Source organism: Variovorax sp. SPNA7, assembly GCF_033807855.1.
Classification (GTDB): domain Bacteria; phylum Pseudomonadota; class Gammaproteobacteria; order Burkholderiales; family Burkholderiaceae_C; genus Variovorax; species Variovorax beijingensis.
Genome location: NZ_CP138513.1, coordinates 5,474,812 through 5,498,791, shown reverse-complemented (window position 1 = coordinate 5,498,791; position 23,980 = coordinate 5,474,812). Strand labels below are relative to the sequence as shown.

General features: G+C 68.3%; 21 protein-coding genes. 9 read left to right on the top strand and 12 right to left on the bottom strand.

Annotation, left to right across the window (positions count from 1 at the left end):
• Positions 1-23: 23 nt before the first annotated feature.
• On the bottom strand, positions 24-1,052 hold the full coding sequence (locus RZE77_RS25800) for an ABC transporter ATP-binding protein (protein ID WP_319439850.1): 1,029 nt from the start codon (positions 1,050-1,052) through the stop codon (positions 24-26).
• Entirely contained in the window at positions 1,049-1,816 is a 768-nt protein-coding gene (locus tag RZE77_RS25795) for an ABC transporter permease (protein WP_319439849.1), read from the bottom strand. The genes RZE77_RS25800 and RZE77_RS25795 overlap by 4 nt, the downstream gene beginning before the upstream one ends.
• A gap of 187 nt (positions 1,817-2,003) precedes the next feature.
• On the opposite strand from RZE77_RS25795, the gene RZE77_RS25790 reads away from it, so the two are divergent.
• The gene (locus RZE77_RS25790; protein ID WP_319439848.1) at positions 2,004-2,912 is read left to right on the top strand and encodes a LysR substrate-binding domain-containing protein; all 909 of its coding nucleotides are present in this window, start codon (positions 2,004-2,006) and stop codon (positions 2,910-2,912) included.
• Positions 2,913-3,006: 94 nt separating this feature from the next.
• On the opposite strand, the gene RZE77_RS25785 is transcribed toward RZE77_RS25790, so the two are convergent.
• Positions 3,007-3,915: a phosphotransferase gene (locus RZE77_RS25785; RefSeq protein ID WP_319439847.1), complete on the bottom strand. Its 909-nt coding sequence runs from the start codon at positions 3,913-3,915 to the stop codon at positions 3,007-3,009.
• Positions 3,916-3,983: 68 nt separating this feature from the next.
• Here RZE77_RS25785 and RZE77_RS25780 point away from each other — a divergent pair, with 68 nt between their 5' ends.
• Entirely contained in the window at positions 3,984-4,880 is an 897-nt protein-coding gene (locus RZE77_RS25780; RefSeq protein ID WP_319439846.1) for a ketopantoate reductase family protein, read from the top strand.
• Here RZE77_RS25780 and gorA read toward each other — a convergent pair.
• Positions 4,877-6,235 carry a glutathione-disulfide reductase gene (gene gorA, locus RZE77_RS25775; RefSeq protein WP_319439845.1) on the bottom strand — a complete coding sequence of 453 codons (1,359 nt, stop codon included), beginning with the start codon at positions 6,233-6,235 and terminating at the stop codon, positions 4,877-4,879. The genes RZE77_RS25780 and gorA overlap by 4 nt on opposite strands.
• A 99-nt stretch (positions 6,236-6,334) precedes the next feature.
• The gene (locus tag RZE77_RS25770; RefSeq protein WP_319439844.1) at positions 6,335-8,293 is read right to left on the bottom strand and encodes a DUF6600 domain-containing protein; all 1,959 of its coding nucleotides are present in this window, start codon (positions 8,291-8,293) and stop codon (positions 6,335-6,337) included.
• Between the two features lie 139 nt (positions 8,294-8,432).
• Between RZE77_RS25770 and RZE77_RS25765 the strand changes: the two genes are divergently transcribed.
• On the top strand, positions 8,433-10,496 hold the full coding sequence (locus RZE77_RS25765; protein WP_319439843.1) for a PEP/pyruvate-binding domain-containing protein: 2,064 nt from the start codon (positions 8,433-8,435) through the stop codon (positions 10,494-10,496).
• An 8-nt stretch (positions 10,497-10,504) separates the two neighbouring features.
• On the opposite strand, the gene RZE77_RS25760 is transcribed toward RZE77_RS25765, so the two are convergent.
• From RZE77_RS25760 to RZE77_RS25750, 3 genes are all read right to left on the bottom strand, one after another.
• A complete protein-coding gene (locus RZE77_RS25760) occupies positions 10,505-12,481 on the bottom strand; it encodes a TRAP transporter large permease (RefSeq protein WP_319439842.1) in 1,977 nt (658 codons plus the stop codon).
• Positions 12,478-13,098, bottom strand: a complete 621-nt coding sequence (locus RZE77_RS25755) for a TRAP transporter small permease subunit (RefSeq protein ID WP_124961181.1) — start codon at positions 13,096-13,098, stop codon at positions 12,478-12,480. Before RZE77_RS25755 ends, RZE77_RS25760 begins: the two co-directional genes overlap by 4 nt.
• 90 nt (positions 13,099-13,188) lie before the next feature.
• The gene (locus RZE77_RS25750) at positions 13,189-14,304 is read right to left on the bottom strand and encodes a TRAP transporter substrate-binding protein (protein WP_319439841.1); all 1,116 of its coding nucleotides are present in this window, start codon (positions 14,302-14,304) and stop codon (positions 13,189-13,191) included.
• A 219-nt stretch (positions 14,305-14,523) separates the two neighbouring features.
• On the opposite strand from RZE77_RS25750, the gene RZE77_RS25745 reads away from it, so the two are divergent.
• Positions 14,524-14,937: a rhodanese-like domain-containing protein gene (locus tag RZE77_RS25745; protein WP_319428017.1), complete on the top strand. Its 414-nt coding sequence runs from the start codon at positions 14,524-14,526 to the stop codon at positions 14,935-14,937.
• Positions 14,938-15,313: 376 nt separating this feature from the next.
• Here RZE77_RS25745 and lysM read toward each other — a convergent pair whose 3' ends face one another.
• On the bottom strand, positions 15,314-15,775 hold the full coding sequence (lysM, locus tag RZE77_RS25740; RefSeq protein WP_319439840.1) for a peptidoglycan-binding protein LysM: 462 nt from the start codon (positions 15,773-15,775) through the stop codon (positions 15,314-15,316).
• 133 nt (positions 15,776-15,908) lie between these two features.
• Here lysM and RZE77_RS25735 point away from each other — a divergent pair, with 133 nt between their 5' ends.
• Positions 15,909-16,679, top strand: coding sequence for a type III pantothenate kinase (locus tag RZE77_RS25735; RefSeq protein ID WP_319439839.1), 771 nt, complete (start codon positions 15,909-15,911; stop codon positions 16,677-16,679).
• Positions 16,680-16,695: 16 nt separating this feature from the next.
• Here RZE77_RS25735 and RZE77_RS25730 read toward each other — a convergent pair whose 3' ends face one another.
• The 3 genes from RZE77_RS25730 to RZE77_RS25720 are packed head-to-tail and all read right to left on the bottom strand — an operon-like array spanning position 16,696 to position 19,727.
• Positions 16,696-18,024 carry a serine hydrolase domain-containing protein gene (locus RZE77_RS25730; protein ID WP_319439838.1) on the bottom strand — a complete coding sequence of 443 codons (1,329 nt, stop codon included), beginning with the start codon at positions 18,022-18,024 and terminating at the stop codon, positions 16,696-16,698.
• 4 nt (positions 18,025-18,028) lie between these two features.
• Complete coding sequence (locus tag RZE77_RS25725; protein WP_319439837.1) at positions 18,029-18,844, bottom strand: crotonase/enoyl-CoA hydratase family protein; 816 nt, start codon at positions 18,842-18,844, stop codon at positions 18,029-18,031.
• 34 nt (positions 18,845-18,878) lie between these two features.
• The gene (locus tag RZE77_RS25720) at positions 18,879-19,727 is read right to left on the bottom strand and encodes a 3-hydroxybutyryl-CoA dehydrogenase (RefSeq protein ID WP_319439836.1); all 849 of its coding nucleotides are present in this window, start codon (positions 19,725-19,727) and stop codon (positions 18,879-18,881) included.
• 180 nt (positions 19,728-19,907) lie between these two features.
• On the opposite strand from RZE77_RS25720, the gene purT reads away from it, so the two are divergent.
• The 4 genes from purT (at position 19,908) to RZE77_RS25700 (ending at position 23,960) form a co-directional block, all read left to right on the top strand.
• On the top strand, positions 19,908-21,110 hold the full coding sequence (gene purT, locus RZE77_RS25715) for a formate-dependent phosphoribosylglycinamide formyltransferase (RefSeq protein ID WP_319439835.1): 1,203 nt from the start codon (positions 19,908-19,910) through the stop codon (positions 21,108-21,110).
• 63 nt (positions 21,111-21,173) lie between these two features.
• Positions 21,174-22,118, top strand: a complete 945-nt coding sequence (locus tag RZE77_RS25710; RefSeq protein WP_319439834.1) for an alpha/beta hydrolase — start codon at positions 21,174-21,176, stop codon at positions 22,116-22,118.
• A 120-nt stretch (positions 22,119-22,238) separates the two neighbouring features.
• A complete protein-coding gene (locus RZE77_RS25705; RefSeq protein WP_319439833.1) occupies positions 22,239-23,069 on the top strand; it encodes a helix-turn-helix domain-containing protein in 831 nt (276 codons plus the stop codon).
• A 15-nt stretch (positions 23,070-23,084) separates the two neighbouring features.
• On the top strand, positions 23,085-23,960 hold the full coding sequence (locus RZE77_RS25700; RefSeq protein ID WP_124961192.1) for a branched-chain amino acid ABC transporter permease: 876 nt from the start codon (positions 23,085-23,087) through the stop codon (positions 23,958-23,960).
• The last annotated feature ends 20 nt before the right edge of the window (positions 23,961-23,980 follow it).

The following is a 23,980-nucleotide window of genomic DNA, read 5'->3' as shown; positions in this document are numbered from 1 at the left end:
TGGCTCCTTGGAAGGAAAAAAGGTCAGTGGTCGAGCAAACGGAGGTGTTCGGGCGCGATGGCGATCGCCTCGGCGGCGGGTGTGGCCGATTCGGCGAGGAAGGGCTTGGGTGCGCCCGCCACTTCGAAGTCGTAGCGCGTGAGCGCGCCCAGGTAGCGCTGCGCGCCGGTGCGGCCCGCGAGCCGGTTGAGGCTGCCGGCGGGCGGATCGGCCCGGATGTGTTCGGGCCGCACCAGCACATGCACCGCGCTGCCGGCGGTGCGGCTGCCCGTGGGCGCGGCAAGCTCCGCAAAGCCGAGGTCCAGCCGGTCTGGCGCGCCGACCTTCGCGGGCAGGATCGTCGAGAGCCCGACGAACTCCGCCACCGCGCGGCTCGCGGGGTTCTCGTAGATCTCGCGCGGCGTGGCGATCTGCAGCAGCCGGCCGTCCTTGAGCATCGCCACGCGGTCGGCCATCACGAGCGCCTCTTCCTGGTCGTGCGTGACCAGCAGCGTGGTCGCGTTGAAGCGCTGCTGGATCGAGCGGATCTGGTCGCGCAGGTGGCCGCGCACGCTGGCGTCCAGGGCCGAGAGCGGCTCGTCGAGCAGCAGCGCGCGCGGGTCGATGGCGAGCGCGCGCGCCAGGGCCACGCGCTGCTGCTGGCCGCCCGAGAGCTGTGCGACGGCGCGCTGTGCGTACTCGCCGAGCGCCACCACGTCGAGCAGCTCCTGCGCGCGCTTGCGGCGTTCGGCCGTGGCCACCTTGCGCAGCTTGAGCCCGTAGGCCACGTTGTCGAGCACGCTCAGGTGCGGAAACAGCGCATAGCTCTGGAACACCATGCCGATGTGGCGCTGGTGCACCGGCGTGCGCGACATGTCTTCGCCGTCGAGCGCGATGCGGCCGCTGTGGCCGGTCTCCAGGCCCGACACCAGCTTGAGCAGCGTCGACTTGCCCGAGCCGCTCGGCCCGATCACCGCCACCAGCTCGCCCGTTCGTACGTCGAGCGACACATCGTGCAGGCCGTGCGTGCTGCCCGGGTAGTTGTAGCTGACCTGATCCAGAAGGAGGCTCATGCGCGTTGCTTCACAAGGGAGGACGAAAGAAGGGCCGACGCACTTGCCAGCACCAGAAGGATCACCGTCGCCGCGCAGGCAAAGCCCGTTGCGCCGTAGAAGGCCTGCAGCAGCACCACCGGGTAGGTGCGGTTCTGGAAGCTCGTGAGCAGGTTCGACAGCCCGAACTCGCCCACCGAAATGGCGGCCACCATCACCAGCCCGCTGATCAGGCTCTGCCGCAGGCTGGGCAGCACGATGCCGGTGAACTGCTGCCAGCCCGAGGCGCCGAGCGTCGCGGCCGCCTGTTCGAGCCGGCCGAGGTCCAGGTGGCGCAGGTCGCTCAGCAGCGTGTTGGTGAGATAGGGCAGCGTGAGGATCGCGTGCGCCGCAATCAGCAGCGGCATCGAGCCCAGCCAGGGTGCGAAGTCGGTGTTGAACACGATCATGTAGCCGAAGGCCAGCGTGATGGTCGGCACCGCGATCGGCATGGCGCTCACGATGCGCGCCGCCAGGCTGCTGCCGCGCCCGGCGCCGTGGTACAGCGCATAGGCCAGCGGCAGCGCCAGCACGGTGTTGATCGCGCAGGCCGACAACGCCACCACCAGGCTGCTCGCGAAGGCCCTGCGGAACGAGGGGTCGAGCCAGAGGTCGAGGTACCACTGCCCGGTGATGCCCGTGGGCAGCAGCGTGTTGGTCCAGTTGCCGCCGAAGCTGCCGACCAGCAGCAGGGCGATCGGCAGCAGCAGGTACAGGCCGTAGATGAGCGAGATGCCGCGAACCAAGATGATGTCTCCCGATGTCTTGCGCAGCCGGCATACTTTCCGAGTGCGCTACCTTTTGCGCACGGCCAGTTGCCGCGCTCCAGCGAATTCTAGGAAGCACATGCGTACTTATGGGTGAAAGCTGGATGACGACGCTTGAGCAATCGGAAAGTGTTTTTCACGGAGTTTTCATCGACCGGAGCCATGCATGAAGCGCGACTGCCCCACCATCCAGGAACTGCTGGCCTTCGACGCGGTGGCGCGCCACCAGAGCATCACGCTCGCGGCCGGCGCCCTGTGCATCACCGTGAGCGCGGTCAGCAAGCAGATCGCGGGGCTCGAGGCCTTCCTGGGCCGCGAGCTGCTGCAGAAGAACGGCCGCGGCGTGCAGCTCACGCCGCAGGGGCGCGTGTACTGGCAAAAGATCTCGGGCGGCCTGCGCGCCATCGAGACCGCGACCTTCGAGGCGCGCTCGGGCGATGCCGGCGCCGGCCTGCTCACGCTCGCGAGCGTGCCCACCTTCCTCACCAAGTGGCTCATTCCGCGCCTGCCGGCCTTCAGCCAGAAGAGCCGCCATGTGATGCTGAGCTTCAGCCGCCACCTGGAGCCGAGCGACGGCATCCCGGCCGGCGTCGATGCCGCCATTCGCTACGGCCCCGACGGCTGGCCCGGCGTGGTGTCCGAATACATCGCGGGGCGCGAGTTCGTGCTGATCGCGGCGCGCGCGCTGGTCGAAAAGCGCCACCGCATCGCGCAGCCGGCCGACGTCGTCGCCCACACGCTGCTGCATCACGAGGGCGCGCCCACCGCCTGGCGCGAGTGGGCCTCGCAGCACGGCGTGCCCGAGGTGCAGACCGTGGCGGGGCCGCGCTTCGCGCAGTATTCGGCGCTGATCCAGGCGGCGCTCAACGGGCTGGGCATCGGACTGGTGCCGAAGCTGCTGGTGCAGGAGGAACTGGCCGAGGGCTCGCTGCTGAGCCCCTGCGGCACGCCGGTGCGCGTGGACCAGGGCCACTACCTCTGCTACCGGCCGGACCGGCTCGACCTGCCGGCCTTCGCGGCGTTCCGCGAGTGGCTGATGGAAGAAGGCGCGAAGTCGCGCGGCACGGAGGTCTGAACGCGAGGCTTCTTCAGCCCCGCTTGACGAGATTCAGCGCCGGCGGCGGTCCGCCGGGAACTGCTGCATCGCGCCGCCGGTGGCCAGGCAAAAGTCAGAAGTTTCGCAACTTGCCGAACATGCAACCGGCCCTTTGAAAGGTATATGCCCACATCTCGTCGGTCAGCACGCAATAGCGCGCGAGAAAAAGCAGTGAGCGAATTTCGGCAAACTGCATGAAGAGGGGGAGGGCGTCTTTCTCGAGCGCCGACAAAGGGCGGATTTTTTCGTATCCGGTGACCAATGCAGTGATCAGGCCATCGGAGGCTGGACCCTCGTCTGCGAGATGCCAGGCGGCCGTTCCGAGATCGATCGCGAGGGGGCCGCGGCCGAAGTCATCGAAATCGAAAAATCCGGCTCGACCTTGGTGAACGCGAACGTTGCCAGTCCAGGCGTCGCCGTGGCACAGGCCGCTTGGCAGGGCGCGCAGTTCGGGCCGTTGCAAAGTTGCAAGGTAGTCATGCGCGATCTTTCTCGCGACGTCTTTGCTTTGGCGAATGCGATGAAGTGCCTGTAGAGAATCCTGGACGATTGCAACCGGATCGAGGCTGCGCACTTCGCCGCCAATGATGGTTGGCATCGCCAGATGCAGGCGCGCGAGCGCCGCGCCAAATTGCTCCATGCCGGCGCGAGTGAGGTCAAAACCATCGCCCTCGACGCTCTCGAAAAGGCAAGCAAGGCGCGATTCGCCGCCCCAAGCGACTTCCAGAACGTAGGTTCCATCCTTGGCAGCCACAGGACGACTGACGGCGACTTCTGCATCGCCCTTGAATTCTGTCAGCAGGCAGATTTCAGCTGCGATCTGCGGCAGAGGTCTTCCCGATTTCCGATAGAGGCGCAGGTAGAAAGTGTTTGCTGCTTCGCGGACCCGGTAGGTCCGGTTCACTCCGCCAACAACCAACTCCACGGCTGCAAAACTGCGTGCATATTTTGAGGAAAGCCAGTCCTTGTCGATATCGGTCACATCGTGATTTTGCAGCGGTCGACCGATTAACCTCGGGGCTCCCGAAAACAAGCTCGAAGGGCGAATCGATGAAAGTCGCAGTCATGGGCGCCGGCGCAGTCGGCTGCTACTACGGCGCCATGCTGGCGCGCGCGGGCCACGAGGTGGTGCTGATCGGCCGGCCTTCGCACGTGGAGGCCGTGCGCGCCCGCGGGCTGCGTCTGGAGACCAAGACCTTCGACGAGCAGGTGCCGCTCGGCGCAAGCACCGAGCCCAGCGCGGTGCAGGGCGCCCAGCTTGTGCTGTTCTGCGTGAAGTCCATCGACACTGAAGCGGCCGCGGCGCAGATGAAGCCGCATCTCTCGCCCGATGCGCTGGTGCTCACGCTGCAGAACGGCGTCGACAACGACGAGCGCGTGCGCTCGGTGCTGCCGTCCAGCGAAGTGGCCGCCGCCGTGGTCTACGTGGCCACCGAGATGGCCGGCCCCGGCCACGTGAAGCACCATGGCCGCGGCGAGCTGGTGATCGCACCGTCGCGCCGCAGCGAGCAGGTGGCGCAGCAATTGGTGGCCGCCGGCGTGCCCACGCAGATTTCCGGCAACGTGCGCGGCTCGCTCTGGGCCAAGCTGGTGCTGAACTGCGCCTACAACGCGCTGTCGGCCGTGTCGCAGTTGCCCTACGGCGAGCTCGTGAAAGGCACGGGCGTGGCCGAGGTGATCCGCGACGTGGTCGCCGAATGCATGGCCGTGGCAAAGGCCGAAGGCGTCGAGATTCCGGGCGACACCGATGCGGCCCTCCGCGGCATTGCGCAGTCGATGCCCTCGCAGTATTCATCGACCGCGCAGGACCTCGCACGCGGCAAGCCCAGCGAGATCGACCACCTCAACGGCTTCGTCGTGCGCCGCGGCGAGGCGCTCGGCGTGCCCACCCCCGCCAACCGCGTGCTGTTCGTGATGGTGAAGCTGCTCGAGGGCAAGCAGCGCTAGCCTGGCATGGGTTCGCGCATCGTCACGAACTCTTCGGCCGCCGTCGGGTGGATGCCGATGGTGCTGTCGAACAGCGCCTTGGTCGCGCCCGCGCGCATCGCCACGGCAAAGCCCTGCACCACCTCGCCCGCATCGGCGCCCACCATGTGCAGGCCGACCACGCGGTCGCTGGCCTTGTCGACCACCAGCTTCATGAAGGTGCGTTCGGTGCGGCCCGACAGCGTGTGGCGCAGCGACTTGAATTCGCTCGAGAACACCGCCACGTCGCCGAATTTCGCGCGCGCGTCGAGCTCGGTGTAGCCGCAGGTGCCGATGTTGGGGTGCGTGAACACGGCCGTCGGAATGAACTCGTAGTCGAGCCGGCGCCGGCCCTTGCCGAACAGTTCGTCGACCACCACCATCGCCTCGGCCAGCGCCACCGGCGTGAGCTGCACGCGCGTGGACACGTCGCCCACCGCATGGATCGATGGCACCGAGCTGCGGTAGTGCGCATCGACCGCGATGGCGCCGCGCTCGTCGAGCTTCACGCCCGCCGCCTCGAGGCCGAGTCCCTGGGTGTTGGGCACGCGGCCGGTCGCAAAGAGCACCGTGTCGGCTTCGATCTGCTGGCCGCGCGCGAGCGTGACCGTGAGCCCGTGCGCCCCGCGCGTGATCGAGGTGGCCTCGCAGTTCAGCCGCACGTCGACGCCCGCCTTGCCCATCTCGTTGGCAAGGAACTGCCGCACGTCGTCGTCGAAGCCGGTGAGCAGGTGCGCACGGCGGTGCAACTGCGTCACCTGGGCACCCAGGCCGTTGAAGATCGATGCGAACTCGCAGGCGATGTAGCCGCCGCCCACCACCAGCAGGCGCTTGGGGAACGGGTCGAGGTCGAACATCGCGTCGGAGATGGCGATGTGCTCGCGGCCCGGAATGTCGGGTACGTAGGGCGTGCCGCCGGTGGCCACCAGCAGATGGCGCGCGGTGTGGCGCTTGCCGTCGACCTCGACCGTGTGGCCGTCGAGCAGTTGCGCCCAGCCGCTGACCAGCACCACGCCGGAATTCTTCAACAGCGAGGCGTACACGCCGTTGAGCCGCTTGATTTCCTTTGCGCGCTGCGCCTTGAGGTGCGCCCAGTCGAATTTCGGCGCCTGCGGCAGCTGCCAGCCGTAGCCTGCGGCTTCCTCGAAGGATTCGGCATAGCCGGCTGCGTAGCTGTAGAGCTTCTTCGGAATGCAGCCCACGTTGACGCAGGTGCCGCCGAGTTCGGCCGCCTCGGCCAGGCCCACGCGCACCCCCTGCTGGGCCGCCATGCGCGCCGCGCGCACGCCGCCGCTGCCGCCGCCGATGACGAAAAGATCGAAGTCGAATGTGGGCATGGAAAAGACGCTCCTTGGCGGCGACTGTAGCCGCCGGCCAAGGGCGCCGCTTGCGGCGGGGCTTGCGCGATGCGATGGCGCCGCGCAAGCCCAGGAGGTTCAGCGCTGGTCCGGAGAGGACATCAACCTGCGCCGGTCGTCGCCGCCGCGTTGGCCCGGCTGAAGCTGGGGCGGCTGCGGTGAGGGTGGTGCAGGCGCGAAGCCGCGCTGCTGCTGGATGGCGCGCACCTGCGCTTCCTGGGCCTGGCGCATCGCGTTCTGCTGGGCCTGTTGTTGCGCCTGGGCCTGCTGCTGCGCCTGCACGGCGCGTTGCTGCATCTCCTGCTGTTGGCGCAGCATCTGTTGCTGGGCCAATGCCTGCTGCTGCGCCGCGCGCTGTTGCTGCTGCATCTGCTGCATTTGTTGTTGCTGCTGCAGGGCTTGCGCCTGGGCTGCGCGCTGCTGCATCTCCTGCTGTTGCCGCAGCGCCTGTTGCTGCTGTTGCTGGACCTGCAACTGCTGTTGTTGCTGCTGCTGGCGTTGCGGTTGCCGCTGGTCATGCGCACCGCGCTGCGGCCATTCCTGCTGCTGCTGTCGCAAGCCTTGCTGGCGCTGCCATTCCATTTGCTGCTGCTGTTGTTGCTGCTGTTGCTGCATCGCCTGGACCTGCTGCGCCTGCTGCGCCTGCTGCATCTGCTGGGTTCGTCGCGCCTGCTCGCGCGCCATCAGCTGCGTGGGCGGCGGCGCCGCGGCGGGCCGGCCGAAGCCGCCGCCGAAGCCATGCATCGGGATGCCCGGCGCCGGCGCCACCGGCACGCGCGCGAAGCGGTCGTCCGGCAGCCGCACCAGGTCGCGCCGGCCGAAGGGGCCGCGGCCGAAGCGGTCGGCCGGCAGCACGGTGACGGCGCCCGCCATCTGCTGGTTGGCATAGAAGCCGCTGCGCAACTCGGCCTGCCGGTTGCGGTAGGCCGCCATGCGGTTCACCTGGTCGAGGTAGCGCTGGCTCGCGCGATAGCCGGGCCGCCATGCCTCGCCGGGGGCCAGCGGGAACCAGCCCACGCCGCTGCGGCCATCGCCGATCGGCAAGGCGGCATTGGCGCCGCTGCCGCCCACGAAGCCGACCAGCGCGGGCGAATACACGGGCCGTGCGGCCGGCCGTCCCGGCACCCAGGCCCAGCGCGGCCCCAGGCGCGCCCAGCGGCCATAGTGGAAGGGCGCAAAGCCCCAGGGCGCAGCGTCGACCCAGGTCAGGCCCCAGGGCGCGATGTTGACCCACTGGCCGTCGCGGTAGGGCGCCCAGTCGGCGTCCACGTTGCGCGGGAGCCAGACGTCGCCATAGTTCGGGTCGCTCTGCCAGTCGCCGTAGGCGTCGAGCTGCTGGTAGCCGACGACCTCGCGCGACACGTAGCGTGCGGAGATCGACTGGTCCTCGATGCGGTTGCGCTCGGCCACCCAGGCATCGAAGCTGCCGTTCTGTGCCGGCGCGCCGCCCACCGCGGCCAAGTTGCGGCCCGACACGGTGAGTTGCTGCCGCGCACCCAGCGATTGCGATTCGCCGTTCTCGCCATGCAGCGTGACGCGGCCCGAAGCCACCGCGATCCAGGTGGTGCCGGCGGCGGGGTCGGCCGCCACGCGGTATTCGCCGGGCGCATCGATCACGACCGCGAGGTTGCCGGTGTCCACCTCGAAACGCTGGCCCGCGAGGTCGTCGCGCACGCGCAGCTGCAGGTTGCCCTGGTTCGCGGTGAGGCGCACGGTGTCGTCGTCGAGTTCGGAGAATTCGATGTGCGTCTGCCCGTCCATGCGCAGCGCGGCCGAGCCGATGTGGACTTCGGCGCGCGCATTGCGGTCGGTCCAGAGCCGGTCGCCGGTGGTGATGGGGCGGTTGGGCTGCGCGTCGTACCAGCTGTCTTCGCCGGCGGGCGCGAAGCTCACCGTGCCCTGCTGCAGGTTCAGGCGCGCCACGCGTCCGGGCGGGTCCTGCTGTGCGCTGGCCGCCGCACCGAGGCACAGCAGCACGAGGCCGAACAGCCATCGGTGCAATGGCCGGTGAAGATCGAGAAAGGCGGGGCGGTTCATGGGTTTGTCTCCGGTTCCCGGGGGCGGATGAATGCGATGGATATGTAACGCGCGAGAATCCGCTGCCGCTGTCAGCGCATGTCCCCTGCTTGGTGAAGCGCACGCACATTCGGCAACCGCTTGTAATCGAGGACTCGGCATGAAAAACAACAAGAACGCCTGTGCACCGGGCGAACTGCGCTACCGGAACCATAGCGCGGCGCGTTGGATCGCAGTGCTCGTGTGCGCCACGCTGGCCATTGCCGCCGCGCCCGCGCACGCGCAGCTTGCGCGCAAGCCTTCCTACTACCAGCAGCAGAACAGCAACACGTCCGCCCCGGAAGGCGCGCAGCTTCCCGCGCGGCCGGCCGCGCCCGCGTCGCTGCCAGTGCTGCGCAGCCGCGGCGACTTCGACACGCTGGCCCGCGTCTACGACGCCGGCACGCCGATGCAGCTGGCCCACGTGCTGTTCGCCGTCGACCGCCGGGCCCGGCCCGTGCGCACCTACTACATCGACACGCCGCGCTACCAGCTGCATCTGCGCTTCGTGCGCGAGACCGGGCTCGCGCCACGCGCGGGCAAGCGCGAGATCGATCGCAACTACCTCGTGCCCGATCGCCGCTTCCTGTTCGGCACGCTGAGCTGGCAGCAGAACATCGGCAGCTTCACCTACGAGTTCTGGGAAGGCGACCGGCTCACCCCCGCGCTGCTGCGCCAGGCCGATGCACAGGTGAAGGCCAGCTTCTTCGCACCCGTGAAGTTCAAGACCAACTCGACGCTGCACGAACGCATCGCGAACGAGGCGGGCATTGACTTCGTCAGCCAGGAGGCGCTGATCCGCGAGCAGCCCTACATGCCGATGAACCTGGGCACGGCCACGGGCCGCGTGCGCATCGTGGACGAGGCCTCGGGTGCGAATGCGCTGAACGCGCTGCTGCCCGACGACATCGCCGTGCTGCGCCAAGTGCCGATCGGCCTGCCGCCCGTGGCCGGCGTGCTGACCGAGCGGCCGTCCACCGCGCTCTCGCACGTCAACCTGCTGGCCAAGGGCTGGGGCATTCCCAATGCCTATGTGCGCGATGCGGCGGCCGTGCTGCGCGAGCACGCGGGGCAGTGGGTGGCGCTCAAGGTGGCCGCGTCGGGCTACCAGGTGCGCCGCCTCGCGGCGGAAGAAATCGCCGCGCTGCCGCCGCGCAGCGCGCGCGCCGCAGCCATCGGCGCGCTACCGGGCCATGCGAAGGCCGCCAAGCCCGATCTGCGTGAAACCCGCCTGCTTCCGTTCGCCTCGCTGCGCGCGCGAAACAGCGTGCAATGCGGGGCCAAGGCTGCCAACCTCGGCGCCGTGCTGGCCGCGCGCATTCCGGGAACCTCCGTGCCCGACGGCTTCTGCATTCCCTTCGCGCACTACGACCGCTTCATGCGCGCGAACGGGCTGGCGGAGCGCATCGCGCGCATGCAGCAGCAGCCCGGCTTCGCGGGCGATCCGCAGGTCCGGCAGAAAGCGCTGGCGCAGTTGCAGGGCGAGATCGTGCAGTGGCCCGTCGATGCGGCCAGCGCGGCGGCGTGGCGGGCCGCATGGCAGGCGCAGCTTGGCGGCGGTGGCGTGTTCGTGCGCAGCTCGTCCAACTCGGAAGACCTGCCGGGCTTCAGCGGCGCGGGGCTCTACACCACGGTGCCCAACGTCAAGACCGGCGACGCGCTCGAACTCGCGGTGAAGAAGGTCTGGGCCTCGGTGTTCAACCCCGAGGCCTGGGAGGCACGCAGCGCCGCGGGCTTCGGCGCCGAGTCGGTGCTGATGGGCGTGTTCGTGCAGACGGCCATCGATGCCACCAACGCCGGCGTGATGATCACGCGCGACCCCTTCGACGCCGGCCACCCGCACGTCACCTACATCTCGGCCAAGCGCGGCATCGGCATTCGCGTGGTGGAGGGACGGCGCGTGGCCGAGCAGGTGATGTACTCGAGCTGGTCCAGGGCCATCCAGGTGCTCAGCCGCTCGGCCGAAGAGACGGCGCTGCAGCTGGACAAGGACGGCGGCGTGAAGGAAGTGCCGGTGGAGGCCGGCCGCGCCGTGCTGACGGACGAACTGGTGCTGCGCCTTGCAGGCGTTGGCGCGGCCGTGAAGCGCGCCTTCGGCGGCGTCGACCAGGACATCGAATGGGCCACCGTGGGCGACCGCATCGTGCTGCTGCAGGCGCGGCCCTATGTGGAGCGGCGCCGCTGATCCGCAGGCTACTTGTAGAGCAGCTGCGGCAGCCACAGCCCGATCTGCGGCCAGATGTAGAGCAGCACGATGGCCAGCACCTGGATGCCCATGAAGGGCAGCATGCCCAGGAAGATCTGGTTCAGCGTCACGTGCGGCGGGCTCACGCCCTTCAGGTAGAACGCGGCCATGGCCACGGGCGGCGAAAGGAACGCGGTCTGCAGGTTCATTGCCACCAGCAGGCCGAAGAACAGCGGATCGACGCCGAAGTTGTCGAGCAGCGGAATGAAGATCGGCATGAAGATCACGATGATCTCGGTCCACTCCAGCGGCCAGCCCAGGATGAAGATGATGACCTGGCTGAGCACCAGGAACTGGACCTTGCTGAGGTTCATGCTCAGCACCCATTCCTCCACCAGCGCCTGGCCGCCGAGCAGCGCGAACGCAGCCGAGAAGATGGCCGAGCCCACGAACAGCCAGCACACCATGGCCGAGGTCTTGGCGGTGAGGAACACCGACTCCTTCAGCACGTCCATGGTCAGCCGCCGGTAGGCGGCGGCCAGCAGGAAGCCGCCGAGCGCGCCCATGGCGGCGGCTTCGGTGGGCGTGGCGAGGCCGAGCACGATGGAGCCGAGCACCGAGACGATCAGCAGCATCAGCGGGAAGAAGGATGCGAGCAGCATCTTGAAGATCTCGAGCCGCGCGAAGCTCAGGAACAGGTAGAACAGCGTGGTGATCGCGCCGAACAGCGCGAAGCAGACCCACCACCAGGTCGGCGCGGCGCGCGTGGTGGCGCCTTCCGTCGCGGCGGCTTCCGGCGTGCCGGCGGATGGTTCTGCGGCAGGGGCCGGCGGTGGTTCGGCTCCGGGCGGCTCCGCGACGCCGCCGCCTGCCGACGACGGCTCGGAAGGCGTGTCGCCGGTGGGCGGTTCCTGCAGGCCCGATGGCTCGGCAGGCGGCTCCTGCAAGCCGCCGGTGGACGGTGGCTCGGCGAGCCCGCCGCCGGCCCCGGGTGCGGCGCGCGTGGCCGCACCGATCTCCTGGATGTCGTAGACCTCCTCGGCCGCCACGTTGGTCGCGGCGCGGTAGCTCGTCAGCGCCAGGAATACGAAGAGCAGGCCGGGCAGGGCGACGATGCCGAGCTGGCGCAGCAGGTGGCCTGTCGGCACGCCGGCATTGCGCTTGCCCTTCAGGGCGGCGAGCAGGTTCGGCAGCGCATGGGATGCCGAGTCGGTGGTCAGCTTCTGCGTGAGCGGCGGCAGGGCCACCGCGCGGTCGGCGGCGGACAGCGGTGGCGCCCACGCCGGCTTGAGCTTCGCAACGATGATGACGTAGAGCACGTACATGGAAGCCAGCATCACGCCCGGAAAGAACGCACCCGCATAGAGCTGCACCACCGAGACGCCCGCGGTGGCGCCATAGACGATCAGCAGCACCGAGGGCGGGATCAGGATGCCGAGGCAGCCGCCGGCCGTGATGGCGCCCGCCGCAATCGGGACGCTGTAGCCGGCGCGCAGCATCGCGGGCAGCGCCAAGAGGCCCATCAGCGTCACCACCGCGCCGACGATGCCCGTGGCCGTCGCGAAGATGGTGCAGGTGACCAGCGTGGCCACCGCGAGTGCGCCGGGCAGCCGCGCCATTGCGAGGTGCAGGCTCTTGAACAGCGTCTCGATCAGGTTGGCGCGCTCGACCAGGTAGCCCATGAAGACGAACAGCGGCACCGCGATCAGCACGTCGTTGGCCATGGTCTTGTAGGCCGACTGGACCATCAGGTCGAGCGTGCGCGTGGTGTCCCGGTTGTAGGCGAACCAGGTGAAGATCATTCCCATGCCCATCAGCGTGAAGGCGGTGGGAAAGCCCAGCATGATCGCGACCACGACCAGCGACAGCATCAGCAGGCCCAGGTGCCCGTCGGTGATGGTGTCGGCGCGCAGCAGCAGCACCGCGGCGGTGATCACGACCAACGCCATGAAGGAGAGGCCGAACCAGAGTTCGCGGCGGATCATCGCGTGCCCTCCTTGGCGATCACCACGGCATCCAGTGCCTCGATGTCCGCGTCCTTGACGTTGACCATCTCCTTGAGCTTGCCGACGTCGACTTCCTCGACGTCCTCCTCGCGCAACGGCCAGGCGCCTGTCTGGATGCACTGGATGCAGCGCACGATCTCGGCAAAGCCCTGCACCAGCAGGGTGAAGCCGGCGAGCGGAATGACGTACTTGAACGGATAGAGCGGCAGCGGGTCGGCCGAGAAGGTCTGCTCGCGGATCGCGAGCGATTCGCCGGCGTAGATCCAGCCGGCCCAGGTCAGCGCAACGATGCCCGGCAGGAAGAAGACGATGTAGAGCGTGAGGTCGAAGATGGCCTGCGTGCGCGGCCGGAAGAAGCCGTAGAGCACGTCGCCGCGCACGTGGCCGTTCTTCGAGAGCGTGTAGGCACCGGCCGTCATGAACATCGCGCCGTACAGCATGATCTGCGCATCGAGCACCCAGGCATGGGGCCTGTTCAGCACATACCGAGAGAACACCTCCCAGCTGATCAGCAGGGTGAGCAACACCGCGCACCACGCAAAGGTCTTGCCTATCCAGGTCGAGAAACGATCGACGGCCAACAGGAAAGATTGCATCGAGAGAAACTCCTCGCTACGGCCGGCGCAGCACGAGACTGGCAAGAAAAGAGGGCACCGGCCGGGTGCCCTCGGGTCACCGGGTCGGTCTCAGGACTTCTTGGCCTTCGCCCCGAAGTAGTGGTTGTAAGCCATCTTGAAATCGACCGTGTAGTCGTTCTGCCACTGGCCGGCGCGTTCCGCGAAGGCCCGCTGTGAATCGAGCACCTTCTTGAACATCGGGTTCTCGGTCGCCTTCTTGGCAACGGTCTTGTCCCACGATGCCAGCTGCGCGCGCAGGATGGGGTCGGGCGTCTTGTAGAACTTGACACCGGCCTTCTTGAGCTCGATGTAGTCCTGCGAATTGCGCTCGATGGCCTTCCAGCTCATGTCGGCGCTGGCCGCCTGCACCGCATAGTCGATGATCGACTTGAGTTCGGCCGGCAGCGCCGTGAGCTTGCCCTTGTTGAAGAGGATCTCGAACTGCTCGCCCGACTGGTGGAAGCTCTGCAGCATGCAGTTCTTGGCCACGTCGGGAAAGCCCAGCACGCGGTCGCTCGAGGCGTTGTTGAACTCGGCCGCATCGATCAGCCCGCGGTCCAGCGCCGGCACGATCTCCCCGCCCGGCAGCGGGTTCACGGCCGTGCCCATGTCGGTGAACACGTCGACCGCCAGGCCCACGGTGCGGAACTTCAGGCCCTTCATGTCTTCCACCTTGGCCACCGGCTTCTTGAACCAGCCCAGCGGCTGCGTGGGCATGGGGCCGTAGAGGTAGGACACCACGTCCAGGTTCAAACTCTTGTAGATCTCCTCGATCAGCGCCTTGCCGCCGCCGTAGTTGTGCCAGGCCAGCACCATGTTGGCGTCCATGCCGAAGCCGGGCCCCGAGCCCCAGAGCGCAAGCGCCGAGTTCTTGCCGTACCAGTAGGCCACCACGCCATGGCCGCCGTCGAGCGTGCCCTTGGCAACCGCGTCGAGCAGCTGGAACGCGGGCACGACCGAGCCCGCGGGCAAGACCTCGATCTTCAGGCGGTTGCCCGCCATGTCGTTGACCTTCTTCGCGAAGTCCTGTGCATATTCGTGGAAGATGTCCTTGGCCGGCCACGTGCTCTGGAAGCGCAGCGAGGTGGTCTGGGCCATGCTGACCATCGGCGCCGACATGGCGCCTGCGGCCACGGCGGCACCCTTCAGGAGGTTGCGGCGGCGAGGCGATTTGCTGTCTGTCATCTTGTCTCTCTCCATACAATTTCTGACCGAAGAAACCCTGCCCGCCTTCTTGGCGTGATGTTCGGCAGGCCCACACGCATCTTTGGCGCGCCGGAATATGTGACAAACAGGGTTTTCACGAACTGGTGAAAAATTCCATCATCCGGCGAGGACGCAGAGCAACGTAAAGATGGCTGCTGCCAGTGAAGTAACCCTATCGATTGGAAGGAATGAACAAAGATGACTGAACCCATTGGGGAAAAGGGCTATGCGGGCGACGTGACGCCCGAGCAGGCCGCGCAGTGGATGGCGAGCGGCGAGGCCGTGCTGGTCGACGTGCGCACCGACGCCGAGCGCGAATGGGTCGGCTACGTGCCCGGTGCCGTGCCGCTGGCCTGGAAGCAGTGGCCCGGCATGACGCTCAACCCGGCCTTCGACGGCGGCATCCGCGCCGCGGGTGAGGACGGCAACAAGAAACTGGTGCTGCTGTGCCGCAGCGGCGTGCGCTCCATCGCCGCCGCCCGGCGCGCCACCGAGCTGGGCCTGAAGGCCTACAACATCCTCGAAGGTTTCGAGGGCGATCCGGACGAGAGCGGCCACCGCGGGCAGATCGGCGGCTGGCGCAAGCGCGGGCTGCCTTGGAAGCAGAACTAGATTTGGGCCTGGGCTCGGGCTCGGGTTCAGTTCGGGGCGCGCTCCCGCCGACGGGGTACCTTGCTCCGCGAATGTCCTCCGGCCTGCGGCCTCCCCCTTGATTTCGCTGCGCAAGGCACCCCATCGGCGGGAGCGTGATCAGAAGAGCGGTCGTTGATCAGCGATACACCAGCAGCGTGCCCTCGTGCACAGGGCATCGGGTGCTCCCCGCAGCGAAATAAAGGAGGAGGCCGCAGGCCGGGGGACATTCGCGGAGGGGAGTACCCGGTGGCCTGTGCACGCGCCCCGTACAGCGACGCCTCGAACACCAGCGCCCATAAAAAAAAGGCCCACCGATACCAGTGGGCCTTTTTGCCGCAGCCGCGAGCGAATCAGCTCACAGCGCTGGAATGCGCAGCTTCTGCCCCGGATAGATCTTGTCCGGGTGGCTCAGCATCGGCTTGTTCGCCTCGAAGATCGCGTTGTACTTGTTGGCGTCGCCGTAGTACTTCTTGGAGATGGCCGACAGCGTGTCGCCCTTCACCACGTCGTGGTACTGCGCCGGCGGTGCGGGCGGAGCGACCAAGTTGTTGTCGACGCTCGTCACGTTGGCCACGTTGCCCGCGGCAAGCGCGGCTTTTTCGCTGGCTTCCTGCGAAGGCGCCTGGCCGGCCAGCGTCACAACGCCGCTGCTCGCGGTGTAGGTCACTTCCAGGCCCGTGAGACCGAGATTCTGCGTCTCGATGTAGGTCTTGATGGCTGCCGCGGCCTTGGTGTTGGCGTCCGGCTCGGCCGCCTGCGCCGCCGATCCGCCGAACAGCTTCTCGCCGGCCTCCTTGATGAAACTAAGCAAACCCATGGTTCTCTCCTTGCGCCTTGGTTGAGGGAATCGCGAATGTAGCGGCGAAACCGGGCACGGGCGCGTAGGTCCGCGCCGCGTGTGTCAACGATGCGCCAGCATCCATGACAACAAAGTCGCAATAATCCCGCCCATGGCATCCCCCTTCCTCGCGATCGACATCGGCAATACCCGCCTCAAATGGGCGCTCTACGATGCGGCGCATCCGGGGGCCGCACTTCGGGCGCATGGCGCGGAATTCCTCGACCACATCGAGCGGCTGGCCGACGGCCCTTGGGCCGACCTGCCCGCGCCCGGCTCCATGCTGGGCTGCGTGGTGGCCGGCGACGCGGTGCGCCGCCGCGCCGAGGAGCAGATCGTCGAGCGCTTCGATTGCGCCCCGCGCTGGGTGGTGTCGAGCGCGGCGGAGGCCGGCATCGTCAACGGCTACGACCATCCGACGCGGCTGGGCGCCGACCGCTGGGTGGCGATGATCGGCGCGCGCCACCGGATGCTGGACGCGGGGCCGGCGCGGCCGATGGTGGTGGTGATGATCGGCACCGCGGTGACGGTCGAGGCCATCGATGCCGGCGGCAAGTTCCTGGGCGGCCTGATCCTGCCGGGCCACGGCATCATGCTGCGCGCGCTGGAGTCGGGCACGGCGGGCCTGCACGTGCCGACCGGCGAGGTGCGCGAATTCCCCACCAACACCAGCGACGCGCTCACCAGCGGGGGGACCTATGCCATTGCCGGGGCGGTCGAGCGCATGGTGCAGCACGTGCGCTCGCATTGCGGCGCCGAGCCCGCCTGCTACATGACCGGCGGCGCGGGCTGGAAGATGGCGCCCGTGATGAACGGGCATTTCGAACTGGTCGAGAGCCTGATCATGGACGGCCTGCTGGTGATCGCCCAGGCACGGGGCTGACCCATCCAGGGCCTCATCAGGGCCGCATCAGCGCCTCGGCCACGGCCTGGAAGGCCGGCAGCGTGAGCGGGTCGTTGCCCGCACTGGCCGCCACCGGGTGCGCGGCATAGCGCACGATCACCATTTCCGCCTTCGGATCGACGTAGATGCTCTGGCCGTGGATGCCGCGCGCCATGTAGGCGCCATGCGGGTTGTGCGTGACCCACCACATGTTGCGGTACGACCAGCCCGGCAGCAGCGCGTAGCCGGCCTTGGCGAACTTGGCCGGGTCGGCGCCGCGCGCGATGTCCGCGACCACCGCCTTTGGAATGGCCTGCTGCCCGTTGGGCGCGCGGCCGCCGTTGCGCATGGTCTCGCCGAAGCGCGCGAGGTCGCGCAGCACGGTGTTGAGTCCGCCGCCGCCCGACTCGGTGCCGATGCGGTCGACCATGAAGTAGGCGTCCTGCTCGGCGCCGATGCGGCGCCAGATCTTCTCGCTCAGCAGGTCGGCGAGCGACTGGCCGCTGGCGCGGCGCAGCATCCAGGCGAGCACCTCGGCATTCACCGTCTTGTAGGCAAAGGCGGCGTCGTGCGCGCCTTCCTTCTTCAGCGTGGTGAGAAATTCGTAGAACGACTTCGGGCCCGTGTAGTTCGGCCCCTGTGCCAGCATGCCGCCGGCGCGCGCATAGTCCCAGATCTCGGCCTTCGGGTCGGCGTAGTTCTCGGAGTAGTGCACGCCGATGGTCATGTCCATCACCTGGCGCACCGTGGCGTCGCCGTAGGCCGTGTCCTTGAGTTCGGGCAGGTAGCGGGTGACGGGCGCCGACGGGTCGAGCCTGCCCTCGTCCGCGAGGATGGCCGCCAGCGTGCCGACGAAGGACTTGGTGACCGACATCGCGATGTGCGGCCGCTCGGGCGTGAGCGCGCCGAAGTACTTTTCGTAGACCACGCGGCCGCGGTGCAGCACCAGGATGCCGTCGGTGTAGGTGCGCGGGATCATCTGGCCGAAGCTCACCGTCTCCTCGCTGCCCAGGGGCTTGAAGGTCACGGCCTCGAGGTCGCTGCGCGGCGCCGCCGGCAGGGGGCTCGGCGCGCCGCTGCCGCGCCACACGTTGGCCGTGGGCACGGTTTCGCGCACATGCGAGAAGCTCCAGCGCGTGCGCGGAAACACGCCGCCGGCCGGATCGTCGAAGGTGATCAGCCTGTCGGGCGGGGGTGGAAAGCCCTTCATCCAGCCCATGGCCTCGACCGAGGTGGCCGCGGGATCGGGAGGGGAGGCGGGCGCCTGGGCCAGGGAGGTGGTGGTGTTCACGGCGAGCAGTGCGAAGACGGCAGCGAGCGCCGTGCGTTGGAAGAGGCCGATCATCGTCTCAGCGGCCGCTGAAGCGCGCGGGCCGGCGCTCGACGAAGGAACGCACGCCTTCGGCCGCGTCTTCGCTGTTGGACAGGCGCTTCTGCGTCTCGATGAATTCCGACACGGCCGCGAGCGGCCCGTGCTCGACGGCCTTGATCACGTTCAGCCGCGTGGCCACCACCGCCAGCGGGGCCTGCGCCGCGATGCGCTGTGCAATGGCCAGCGCCGCGTCGAGTTCCTGCCCGGCCGGCACCACCTTCTGCACGAAATTCAGGCGATAGGCTTCGGCGCTGTCGAACTCGTCGGCCGTCAGCAGGTGCAGCATGGCGTTGCCCACGCCCGCGCGTTCGGCCATGCGCAGCGTGGCGCCGCCCGTGGCCATGATGCCGCGCTGTACTTCCATCTGCGAGAAGCGGCAGTTGTCGGCCGCCACCACGATGTCGGCGCCCAGCATCAGCTCGATGCCCACCGTGAAGCAGATGCCCTTGACCGCCGCCACCATCGGCTTGGTGCGGCGGCGGTAGCCGGGCAGGCCGAAGTCGTGCGGCTCCACCAGGCCGGCCGGCACCGCCTTCTCGCCGCGCTTCATGTACTCGGTGACCGCCGGCAGGTCGAGCCCGGCCGTGAAGTGGTCGCCGAAGGCATGCAGCACGCCCACGCGCAGCGCGGGGTCGTCGTCCAGCCGGGTGTAGGCCTCGGCCAGTTGCCGGAACATCGGCGGCGTCCAGCCGTTGCGCTTGGCCGGGCGATTGATGCCGATCAGCAGCACGTGGCCGATCACCTGGGTGTCGATGCAGCCTTCTGCGGGTGGGGTGGTAGGCGTGGCGGTCATGGCGCTTGTCTCCTTGTTTTTGCTGGACGCCGGATCAGTAGGTGTAGACGCCCCGTCCGGTCTTGCGGCCCAGCTGGCCCGCAGCCACCATCTCCTTCAGCAACGGGCAGGGGCGGTACTTGGAGTCGCCGAACTGCTCAAGGTAGACCTCCATCACAGCCAGGCACACGTCCAGGCCGATCATGTCGGCCAGCGCCAGCGGGCCGATGGGCTGGTTGCAGCCCAGCTTCATGCCGGCGTCGATGTCCTCGGCCGTGGCGATGCCTTCGGACAGCACGAAGAAGGCCTCGTTGATCATCGGCACCAGGATGCGGTTGACGACGAAGCCCGGCGCGTTCTTCACGGTGATCGGCGACTTGCCGAGCTTCTCGGCCAGCGCCTTGACGGCATCGTGCGTGGCGTCGCTCGTGAGATAGCCGCGGATCAGCTCCACCAGCGCCATCATCGGCACCGGGTTGAAGAAGTGCATGCCGATGAAGCGGTCGGCGCGCGAGGTGGCGGCCGCGAGCTGCGTGATCGAGATCGACGAGGTGTTCGACGCGATGATCACCTCGGGCGCCAGCAGCTCGTCGACCTGCTTGAGGATCTTGAGCTTGAGCGCGTGGTTCTCGGTGGCGGCCTCGATCACCAGCTGCGCGCCCTTCAGGTCGTCGTAGTTGGTCGAGCCCTTGATCAGCGCAAGCGCCGCGGTCTTCTGCTCGGCCGTGAGCTTTTCCTTCTTGATCAGGCGGTCGAGGCTGCCCGAGACGGTGGCCAGGCCCTTGTCGACCGCCGCCTGCGCGACATCGATCATCACCACGTTGACGCCCGACACCGCGCAGGCCTGCGCGATGCCGTTGCCCATTGTTCCGGCGCCGATGATGCCGACGGTCTGAATCGTCATGAGAAAACTCCTTGAAGAATAAAAGCGGAAGAAAAAGGGAGCGGGTGGATGCGCCACCGCGGCAGGAGATCGATTGTGAAGCAGCCCCGCCGGGGCGCCGTTGCCGCGCGTGACACAGGCGGTGCGCGGGTGGCTTACAGTGCGGCGATTGCTTTTTCCTCCCCTTTTCCGACTCCGACCATGACCACCCTCGGCACCCCTCTTTCCCCCTCGGCCACCCGCGTGATGCTGCTGGGCTCCGGCGAACTCGGCAAGGAGGTGCTGATCGCCCTGCAGCGCCTCGGCGTCGAGACCATCGCGGTCGACCGCTACGAGAACGCGCCGGGCCAGCAGGTGGCGCACCACGCGCGCACCATCACCATGAGCGACCCCGAGCAGCTCAAGGCCCTGATCGAGGCCGAGAAGCCCATGCTCGTGGTGCCCGAGATCGAGGCCATCGCCACGCCGATGCTGCAGCAGCTCGAAGACGCCGGCGTGGTGCGCGTGATTCCCACCGCCCGCGCCGCCCGCCTCACGATGGACCGCGAAGGCATCCGCCGCCTGGCCGCCGAGACGCTGGGCGTGCCCACCAGCCCCTACAAGTTCTGCGACTCGCTGGCCGAGCTGCAGGCGGCCATCGATGCCGGCATCGGCTACCCCTGCATCGTCAAGCCCGTGATGAGCAGCTCCGGCAAGGGCCAGAGCAAGATCGACGGTCCGGCCGACGTGCAGAAGGCCTGGGACTACGCCATGGCCGGCGGCCGCGTGAGCCACGGCCGCGTGATCGTCGAGGGCTTCATCGACTTCGACTACGAGATCACGCTGCTGACCGTGCGCGCCAGGGATGCGGCCGGTGCGGTGCAGACCCAGTTCTGCGAACCCATCGGCCATGTGCAGGTGAGCGGCGACTACGTCGAAAGCTGGCAGCCGCACCCGATGGCGCCGGCCGCGCTGCAGAAGGCGCAGCAGATTGCCGAGGCCGTCACGTCCGACCTCGGCGGCCAGGGCCTGTTCGGCGTCGAGCTGTTCGTGAAGGGCGACGAGGTCTGGTTCAGCGAAGTGAGCCCGCGTCCGCACGACACCGGCATGGTGACCATGGCCACGCAATGGCAGAACGAGTTCGAGCTGCATGCGCGCGCCATCCTCGGCCTGCCGGTCGACACCTCGCTCAAGAGCCCGGGCGCGAGCGCCGTGATCTACGGCGGCGTCGATGCCGCCGGCATTGCCTTCGACGGCGTGGCCCAGGCGCTGCAGGTGCCCGGCAGCGACATCCGCCTGTTCGGCAAGCCCGAGAGCTTTGCCAAGCGCCGCATGGGCGTGGCGCTGGTGCATGCGGCCGATACCGGCACGGCGCGCAGGCTCGCCAAGGAAGCCGCCTCGCGCGTGAAGCCGCGCAAGGCATAGCCAGTTTTCGCAAGCCGCGCCAGGGCGGCGCGGGCATGGTCGGACCGATCCACCGGAGACACCATGCTGCATCCCCAGGCGCGCGCCTTGCTCGACTTCATCGAGGCGCGCGGCATCCCGCCGACCCACACGCTTTCGCCGGCCGAGGCGCGCGCCTTCTATCGCGAGCGGCGCACCGCCACGCAACCCGAAGCCCCGCCGGTCGCCGAAGTCCGCGGGCTGGAGGCCGACGGGCCGCACGGCACCATCCCGGTGCGCCTGTACCGCCCGCTGGGTTCCACGCCCGATGCCGCGCTGCCGGTGCTCGTGTACTTCCACGGCGGCGGCTGGGTCATCGGCGACCTCGACACGCATGACGTGCTGTGCCGCTCGCTTGCCAACGGCGCAGGCTGCGCGGTCGCCTCGATCGACTACCGCATGGGGCCCGAGCATCGCTTCCCGGCCGCGGTCGACGACGTGCTGGCCGCCACCCGCTGGGTGCGTCGCGAAGCCGCCTCGCTCGGCCTCGATGCCGGCCGCCTCGCGGTGGGCGGCGACAGCGCGGGCGGCAACCTCGCGGCGGTGGCGGCCATTGCGGCGCGCGATGCCGGCGACCTGCCGATCGCCTTCCAGCTGCTGATCTATCCGGCCACCGACATGCGCCGCGGCCATCCCTCGCACCAGGCCAACGGCCAGGGCTACCTCCTGACCCGCGACACGATGGCCTACTTCCACGACCACTACATCGACGACGCCCGGCACGACCTCGACTGGCGGGCATCGCCGTTGCTGCACGCCGATCTCTCGGGCCTGCCGCCCGCGCTGGTGCTCACGGCCGGCTACGACCCGCTGCGCGACGAAGGCATGGCCTACGCCGAGGCATTGACCGCCGCCGGCAACCGCGCCGCGTACGTCTGCTTCGAGCGCCAGATCCACGGCTTCATCACCATGGGCAAGGTGCTCGACGAGGCCGATACGGCGATCGCGCTGTGCTGCGCCGAACTGCGCCGCGCGTTCGCGCCGGCTTAGGCCGGCCTAGGGAAAGTCCCCGCGCAAATGCACGCCGCGCCGCCGGCCCCCGCCGCTACGATCCAGCCAACGCAACGCCGGCCCCAGGCCGGCGGCGGCCCGATGCAGGAGACAGACACCATGCAGCGAACGAAGACGGCGCCGCCCGAAAGCGGCGGCGCGCAGCGCGGGGAGCGCCTGATGTGGCTCACGCACCAGCGCGTGTTCTACGCCGGGCTGCTCGGGGCCGCCGCCGAGCGCACGATGGGCGGGCACGGCGTGTACGTGTCGCCCGCGGGCGCGCCGCCGAACCGCCTGTGCATCGGCGGCGGCGCCTGGCAGACGGGCGAACTGCTGGTGGTGCCGCCGCAGGTGCCGCACCGCGTGGAAAGCGCGCATCCGCTCATCTTCAACCTGCTGATCGAATCGGAGTCGGTCGATCCCGCGCGCATGCCGGCCTTCATGCAGCACTGCGGTCCGGTCGATGCACCGGCCTTCGTGCGGCGCATGCGCGGCGCCCATGCACACCTGCTTGCCGCGTCGGGCCGCGGCATCAACTTCGACGGCTTCGACTTCGATGCGCTGTTCTTCGGCGAGCCGCTGGCGCCGCGCGCGCTCGATGCGCGCATCCGCAAGGTGATCGACGCCATCAACGCCGACCCGGCCGCACCCACCTCGGCCGAAGACTGCGCGGCCTCGGTGCACCTTTCCTTCTCGCGCTTCCTGCATCTGTTCAAGCAGGAAACCGGCATGGCGTTCCGCGCCTTCCGCGCCTGGAAGCGCGCGCGCAGCCTGCTGCGCTACGTGCGCCAGGCCAGCACGCTGACCGACATCGCGCTGGACACCGGCTACCCCGATTCGACGCACTTCAGCCATTCGATCCGCCAGGTCTACGGCCTGAAGCCCAGCGACATCCTGGCGGGCTCGCGCCGCCTCGCGCTGCACGACGCGGCCGGCGGCTTCAGGCAGTAGTCGCAAGGAAGCCCCATGCAGATACTCCAACTCCTGCTGTCGGGCATTGCGCAAGGTTGCATCTACGGGCTGATTGCGCTGGGCTTCGTGCTGATCTACAAGGCCACCGAAACCGTGAGCTTCGCGCAGGGCGACCTGATGATGCTCGGCGCCTTCGGTGCGTTTGCCGGCATGTCGCTGTTCGGCCTGCCGTTCTGGCTCGCGGCCCTTCTTGCGGTGGTGGCGATGGCCGCCTTCGGCGTGCTGCTCGAGCTGGTGGTGATCCGCCCGATCCTCGGGCAGCCGCAGTTCTCCATCGTGATGCTCACCATCGGCATCGCCTACGTGGCGCGCGGGCTCATCACCATGGTGCCGGGCATCGGCACCGACACCCACACGCTACCCGTGCCCTACAAGGACCAGATCTGGAAGCTGGGCGAACTGGTGGTCAACCTCGAACAGCTCGCGATCATCATCGCGACCGCCATCCTGTGCGGCCTGCTGTTCGCGATGTTCCGCTACAGCAAGCTCGGCATCGCGATGCAGGCCTCGTCGCAGAACCAGCTCGCCGCGTACTACATGGGCATTCCGGTGAAGCGCCTGAACGGGTTGGTGTGGGGGCTCGCTGCAGCGGTCGCAGCCATCGCCGGCATGCTGCTCGCGCCCATCACCTTCGTGCACGCGAACATGGGCTTCATCGGGCTCAAGGCCTTTCCGGCCGCGGTGGTGGGCGGCTTCGGCAGCCTGCCAGGTGCGATCGTCGGCGGGCTGGTGATCGGCATCGTCGAATCGTTCGCGGGCTTCTACCTGCCCGACGGCTTCAAGGACACGGCGCCGTACATCGTGGTGCTGCTGATGCTGATGATCAAGCCCAACGGATTGTTCGGCGAAAAGCTGCGCAAGAAGGTGTAAAAGCATGTGCCCCCACGCTC